Source organism: Planctomycetota bacterium (assembly GCA_035574235.1).
In the GTDB taxonomy this organism is placed as follows: Bacteria; Planctomycetota; MHYJ01; order MHYJ01; family JACPRB01; genus DATLZA01.
This window is the reverse complement of sequence record DATLZA010000118.1, coordinates 1-5904: the sequence shown is the minus strand read 5'-3', so window position 1 is coordinate 5904 and position 5904 is coordinate 1. Positions and strand designations below refer to the sequence as shown.

Sequence of the window (5904 nt, the reverse complement as noted above, 5' to 3'; positions counted from 1 at the left end):
CGAGACGGGGAAAAGAAGCGCGTCTCGCCGCAGATCCGTGCGGACGGCCCGCACGCCGGCGTTGGTCACGAGCACCGCCAGTCCGAAAAGAAGCGCCGCCGCGGCGGCCGCCCGCTCCAGGGGAGCCCGCGCCGCCGCCAGATCCTCCCAGGGACGCCCCATCGCCAGCCCCGCCGCCGCCGCCACGAGCGCCAGCGTCCCGTGGAACGTGAAGTAGTACCTGCCGATCTCTCGGAAGGGCACCGCCGCGATCGCCCCCAGCGTCCCCGCGGACCAGAGGCAGAGAAACACCGGGAACCAGCTCACCGCCGAACCACCCTGCGGGGCACGTAGTCCCGCCTCGCTTCCGGACCCACTTCGACGGGCGGACGGACCATCCAGTCCGCCGCGATCGCGTACTCCGCTGTCGCATGTCCGTACCCGTCCAGGAAGTCCGGAAAACTCAGGAGAATCCGCTCCGCCCAGCGGCGATGTTCCTCCCGTCCCGCGATCCTCCAGAGGCGGGCGAACTGCAGCGCCGCGAGCGCATTCTCGTGGATCTGCGTGCGCGGCCGCGCCAGGTCGCCGAAATCTCCCGGGGCCGGAACGCGATCCCCCAGCCCTCCCGGCACATCGAGCCAGAACCGCCCCGGCACGGCGTCCATGATCCGTCCCGCCTCCTCGAGAAGCGAACGGTCTCCTCCGAACTCGTACGCGTCCAGAAGCGCCCCCGCCAGGGCGACCGGATCCCGCAGAAGTCCGAAGATGCGGGGCCGCCCGTCGTGGTAGTGCGCCACCCCCTCGGGCGTCACGCATTCCCGGCGCAGGAACTCCAGCGCCCGAAGACCCCGCGCAGCCCACTCCGGCTCGCCCCACACCTCCGTCGCCCGCAGGTGCGCCGAGACGAAGGCCGCGACCGTCGGCGTGTAGACCGTCCGATCCACCGGAGGCGGTGCCCGCCGGGCTCGCTGTTCGGGGGAAAGGAGGTAATACTCCTCGTCGGCCCGCTGGCTTCCCCCGAAAACCCCGCGCGCTTCGTCCCAGAGCGTCTCCCGCGCCCATTCCAGCGTCCGGCGGGCCCGCGCGGCGTACTTCTCGCGGCCCATGACGAGCGACGCGTCCAGGTAAAGGGAGACGAGTCCCGCGTTGTCCTCCCCGATCTTCTCGAACCGCGGCGCCGTCCAGAGGTCGTTGGTCGAATAGTGGAAAAATCCGCCCGCCACGGCGTCGAAGAGCCCGCGGTCCCCCATCGCGTCGAGCGTCCGGCCCAGGACTTCCTGAAAATCGGGACCCTGCGTCTCCTGAAGCGCCTGGAGGACCACGCGGAGCGACGAAACGAGCGGATATTTCGGCGCCTGGCCGAAGCCCGCGTGCGCCGGATCGAACGTCGCGACGATCCCCCGAAGCGTCTTGCGGAAGATCTCCATCGTCAGGGCGGAAAGGGCCGTACCGGGGCGTTCCAGGACCTGGGCGATCTTCTCGTCGCGGCGGGCGATCTCCTCCTTGAGACGCGCGCGGTGCATGGCGTAGCCGACCTTGAGCTGCACGAGAAGGCGCTTGAGCGTGTCGCGGGGAACGTACGTGGTCCCGCCCAGGAGGTCTCCTTCGGGAGTCAGAAACGCCACGGTCGGCCAGCCGCCCATCGTGTAGCGCTCGTGGATGTCGGGCCGGCGGTCGGTGTCCACGCGGATCGGGACGTAGTCTCGGTTGAGGATTTCGGCGATCTCCGGGTCGCCGTAGCCGGACTGGTCCATGACATGGCACCCATGGCACCACTCGGCATGCAGGGTGAGGACCACCGGCTTGTCCTCCGCCTGCGCCTTGCGGAAAGCCTCGTCCGTCCAGTCGAACCAGCGGACGGGGGAAGGCGGGTTCATGGGCGGGCCCCTCTCGGGGGACCTCCCCCCTTCACTGGACCTTGGCGCTGCAAATGGCGCATCCGCCGGCCCCGCAGTTGCACAGGCCCGCGGGCGGCTGCTCCGGGGGGGCGCCGAGGTTGATCCCGAAGACCGAGAAAAGCCGCCGCGTGTCCCGGGAGCCGCACTGGGGACACTCCGCCGGCGCGTCCGCCGAGCGGACCAAGCGCTCGAACCGGCGCTCGCACCGACCGCAGAGATACTCGAACAGCGGCATCGTCCGGAATTCTAATCGCGAAACCCTCGCGGGGTCAATACAGGGGGTAGCCTGCCGTTCACGCGGGCGCCTTGGGCGGGCTGGAACCGAGGAGCTCCAGAAACTCGGTGATCTCCGCCCGCATTTCCTCCGGATTCGACGCCGTTGCGCCGATGTAGCGAGTGACGAGATCGCGCAGCTGCCCCTTGAGCCGGTGGACCGCGACCTTGGCCGCCGACTTCGAAAGCCCCGTCCGCGCGGAGATCGTCGCGTAATCGACGTCCTGGAGGTAAAGCCGGAACGCCTCCAGGTGGGCCGGATCCCCCTTGAGATCCGAAAGCGCCTGCCTCCACAGGTTGCGCGCCCAGGCGCGGTTGAGCACATTCTCGGGCGTCTCTCCCGCCGCGACCTCCAGTCGGTACTCGGATTCGCCGCTTTCGAAGTCCAGGGAAAGAATGGACTGCCCTCCCCCGCGTTTATGGCGGGAGGCGGACTTGGAGTAGTCCTTCAGGAAGTTGCTCAGCGCGGCCAGAAGAAACGTGCGGAAGCGGCCGCGGCCGGGGTCGGCCTTGGCGAAGGCGTTTCGCTCCAGCAGCACGGCGAGGAACTCCTGGACGATGTCCTTGGCCGTCTCGTTGTCGTACCCGCGCTGCCGGACGAAAAAGTACAGCGGCTTCCAATAGATCCGGATGAGCGCGTCGAGCGACTCGAGATTCCCGGCCGAACGCACGAGGGTCCAGGACGTGGTGTGGAAGGAAACATCGTCCCCAAGAATCTCCGTCTGGTTGCGCATGACTCCCTTTTATAGGTTCCGCGGGCCCCCGGCGCAAGGCTCGCGTAACCGACCGCCCAAGCCGGCGTACATACTCCCGCGATGGAATCCCGGATGTTCCCGTCCGATCCACGGCCCCGCGAAGGCCGGAGAAAGGAGGGAGTATGCGAACGCCATCCCCCCGGCGAATCCTGGTCGTCGAGGATGACCCCGCAGCCCGCCGTTTCGTGGCGAAACTCCTGCGACAGGAAGGATACCGCGTCGTCGAAGCCGCTCACGGGCGGGACGCCCTGGAGCGTCTTCAGGACGGCGCCGCACCGTGCCTGGTCCTTCTGGATCTTCGGATGCCCGTGATGGACGGGCGCGACCTGGTCCGCGCGCTCCGCCGGACCTCGAAATGGTCCGCCCTCCCGATCGTGGCCACGACGGCCGACCCTTTGAGCACGGAGGAAAGCGGGCTCTTCCAGGCGATTCTTCACAAGCCCATCTCCCCGGAAGATCTCCTCCGCGTCGTGAAGCGCTACTGCGCGTAGAACCGAAAGGAGCGATCGATGAAAACCTTCATCCTGACCGTGATGCTGCCGGCGGCTTCCGCGCTCGCCGTTCCGCCGCCGGACGACCCGCCGGCTCCGCCGGACGCGTGGCTCAACGACGCCGTCGTCCGCGACATGGAACGCTCGGGCCTCTGGTACGGCACGCCGGGCGTCCGGCCGGGCGAGGACATGCTCGGCCCGCTCCTGCGTCTGGTCCGGGAGCCGGCGCGCCTGCTGGACTTTTCTCCACGGCGCGCGTCCGCCGAGGTAACCCGCTCCACCGGCGTGTCGTACAAGGAGGGATGGAAGGAGATGTTTCCTTGTCGGAAGGAGGTCCCATGAGGACGCACGAAAGACCCGTCGTTCTCGTCGTGGACGACAGCCCGGAATCCCGGGCGAATCTCTATCAGGCGTTGGATCGAGCGGGGTATCCGACCGCGACGCTCGCTCACGGGAGGGCGGCGCTGCAGTTCGTGGCGGAGCGCAAGCCCGGACTCGTCCTCCTGTCGGTCCCGGAAGGGGACGCCGCGGGAGCGCGGACGCTCGGCCGGATCAAGAGCATCGCGCCGGAGGCGCCGGTCCTGCTCCTCCAGCGCCGCGCGAACCCCCCGCACTACCGGATCCTGTGCGAGCCGGGCGCCGCGATGGAGGGCCCGGCGCGATGGATGGACCTGCCGTCGATCCTGGACCGCGTCCGGCGGGCCCTGGCGCGCGCGGCCTGCGAGCTGTGCACGGTCTGACGGAGGCGCTCAAGCTCCTCCCGGAAAACGCGCGACCACGGCCGTCGCGTCGTCCGACGCGGCGGCCGTTTCAACCTCCCGCACGAACCTCCCGCAGGCCTCGGCCGCCGAGCGGGCCTCCTGCAGGATCTCCTCGATCCGCCCCTCTCCCAAGGCCTCGACCAATCCGTCGGTCGCCAAGAGAAGCATGTCGCCGGCCAGGATTTCCTCCCGGAGAAGATCCGGCCGAACCTCTTCGCCGCGGGCGTTCAGAACCCGGATGAGCGCGTGCTTCCAGCGGGAACGGGACGCCCGCTCGGGGGACAGGATGCCGCGCTCCACGAAGAACTCCGCGAGCGTGTGATCCCGGGTAAGCCGTTCCAGGCGGGAATTCCGCAGGCGGTAGCAGCGGCTGTCCCCCAAATGGGCCACGACGAGCGATCGTCCCCGGGCGAGCGCCGCCGTAAGCGTCGTCCCCATGCGGGCGAGCTCCGGACAGGAGCGGGCGACCCGCGCCAGCGCCCGTCGGGCCCACTCGATCGCGCCCTCGAAGACCGCTTCGGGGTGCGCCCCGGCGGGGACGCGCTGCTCGACGTGGCGGCGCAGCGCGCGCACGACCAGGTCGCTCGCCCGGGCTCCTCCCGGACGGCCGCCGACGCCGTCGGCCACCGCCAGAACCGGCGCCGGAGCCGTCAGGGCGAGATATCCGTCTTCGTTGACGGGCCGGCCGGTCCCCCGGCGGCTGAACGCCGCGACGTCCGGCGGAACCGCGCCCAGGAGTCCCGGGGGCTCGGCCACGCTTCCCTTCTCGAACATGGCTGCACCTCCGCGGCTATGTACTGCATCGTGCCGCGGAGGTTTCACTCCGCCCGGGAAAGGGGAAACGGAACCCGGTTCAGGATCGGAGGGCCGGCTTGGGGTCCTCCTCGACCATCCGATCGTGTCCCAGGTAGGTGGTCCGGACGTCCACGCCGATGTGCTCCGCGTAGGAGCCGTCCGGCCAGAGGATGACGATCGCGTCCTTCTGGACGCAGACCTCTTCGCAAAGCTTGCAGGCCACACAGTCCTTGGGGCGGGTGACCCGGGCCACGGCGAAGAACTCCGAGGGGTTCTCGGGCCGCACCATCTCGATGCAATCGAAGGGACACACGTCCACGCACCACTCGCAGCCCGTGCAGTTCTCTTCTCGCACGAGGGCCACGGGGCGCTTTTTCGCCTCGATCTTGGGTTCGATGACTCCGTGCTCGTTCTGGATGCAGTCCACCGGGCAGTAGCTCGCGCAGACCCCGCAGTTGATGCACGCCTTGGGGTCGATGATGTGCATCTCCTTGGTCTTGGCGGTCACGCCCACGCCTTCCGGGCCCCAGATGCAGGGTACGGGGCACTTCTTGGCGCAGATCGTACAGCCGATGCACTCGTCGTTGATGTAGTACGCCATTACTTTTTCAGCTCGTACTTGATGACGTTGACGGGGCAGCCCTGCGCGGCCTCGATGATCTTGTCCGAGAGCTCCGCCCAGCGCGGCCGACTGTCGAGCTGGACGACGCTGGTCGTTTCCGTGACGTGGAAGACGTCGGACACGGTGTCCTCGCAGAGGTCGCAGACGATGCAGCCGGGGATGATCCAGACCTTCTCGACCGTGCCGGTCTTGCCGTTGTCGGCCTTGCCGCCGATGCCGCTTTCGACGGCGTTTCCGTCCGCGTCCACCTGGGCGCCGCCGGCGGGAGCCGGAGCGGGCGGGGCGGCCGCGGGGGCCGCGGCGGGAGCGGCGGCCGGAGCGGGCTTGGGC

Annotated in this window: 10 protein-coding genes; 3 read left to right on the top strand and 7 right to left on the bottom strand. The window is 69.1% G+C overall.

Going from position 1 to position 5904, the window contains the following annotated elements; genetic code table 11:
- The 4 genes from VNO22_10980 to VNO22_10965 form a co-directional block, all read right to left on the bottom strand.
- Positions 1-306, bottom strand: a 306-nt coding sequence (locus VNO22_10980; GenBank protein HXG61891.1) for a hypothetical protein, incomplete at its 3' end; no start/stop codon positions are given.
- Positions 303-1856 (bottom strand): DUF255 domain-containing protein, encoded by a 1554-nt coding sequence (locus VNO22_10975; protein ID HXG61890.1) that lies wholly within the window; start codon positions 1854-1856, stop codon positions 303-305. The genes VNO22_10975 and VNO22_10980, both read right to left, overlap by 4 nt.
- A 31-nt stretch (positions 1857-1887) precedes the next feature.
- On the bottom strand, positions 1888-2112 hold the full coding sequence (locus VNO22_10970) for a zinc ribbon domain-containing protein (protein HXG61889.1): 225 nt from the start codon (positions 2110-2112) through the stop codon (positions 1888-1890).
- A 58-nt stretch (positions 2113-2170) separates the two neighbouring features.
- Positions 2171-2884 carry a sigma-70 family RNA polymerase sigma factor gene (locus VNO22_10965; protein ID HXG61888.1) on the bottom strand — a complete coding sequence of 238 codons (714 nt, stop codon included), beginning with the start codon at positions 2882-2884 and terminating at the stop codon, positions 2171-2173.
- A gap of 143 nt (positions 2885-3027) precedes the next feature.
- On the opposite strand from VNO22_10965, the gene VNO22_10960 reads away from it, so the two are divergent.
- Genes VNO22_10960 through VNO22_10950 form a run of 3 tightly spaced genes read left to right on the top strand, consistent with a single transcriptional unit; the run spans position 3028 to position 4136 of the window.
- Positions 3028-3396, top strand: a complete 369-nt coding sequence (locus tag VNO22_10960) for a response regulator (protein ID HXG61887.1) — start codon at positions 3028-3030, stop codon at positions 3394-3396.
- A gap of 18 nt (positions 3397-3414) precedes the next feature.
- The gene (locus VNO22_10955; protein HXG61886.1) at positions 3415-3738 is read left to right on the top strand and encodes a hypothetical protein; all 324 of its coding nucleotides are present in this window, start codon (positions 3415-3417) and stop codon (positions 3736-3738) included.
- Positions 3735-4136, top strand: coding sequence for a response regulator (locus tag VNO22_10950; protein HXG61885.1), 402 nt, complete (start codon positions 3735-3737; stop codon positions 4134-4136). Before VNO22_10955 ends, VNO22_10950 begins: the two co-directional genes overlap by 4 nt.
- Before the next feature lie 9 nt (positions 4137-4145).
- On the opposite strand, the gene VNO22_10945 is transcribed toward VNO22_10950, so the two are convergent.
- The 3 genes from VNO22_10945 to VNO22_10935 all read right to left on the bottom strand — a co-directional run.
- On the bottom strand, positions 4146-4931 hold the full coding sequence (locus tag VNO22_10945; protein HXG61884.1) for a protein phosphatase 2C domain-containing protein: 786 nt from the start codon (positions 4929-4931) through the stop codon (positions 4146-4148).
- Between the two features lie 79 nt (positions 4932-5010).
- Positions 5011-5553, bottom strand: a complete 543-nt coding sequence (locus tag VNO22_10940) for a 4Fe-4S dicluster-binding protein (GenBank protein HXG61883.1) — start codon at positions 5551-5553, stop codon at positions 5011-5013.
- Positions 5553-5904, bottom strand: a 352-nt coding sequence (locus tag VNO22_10935) for a ferredoxin (GenBank protein ID HXG61882.1), incomplete at its 5' end; no start/stop codon positions are given. The genes VNO22_10935 and VNO22_10940, both read right to left, overlap by 1 nt.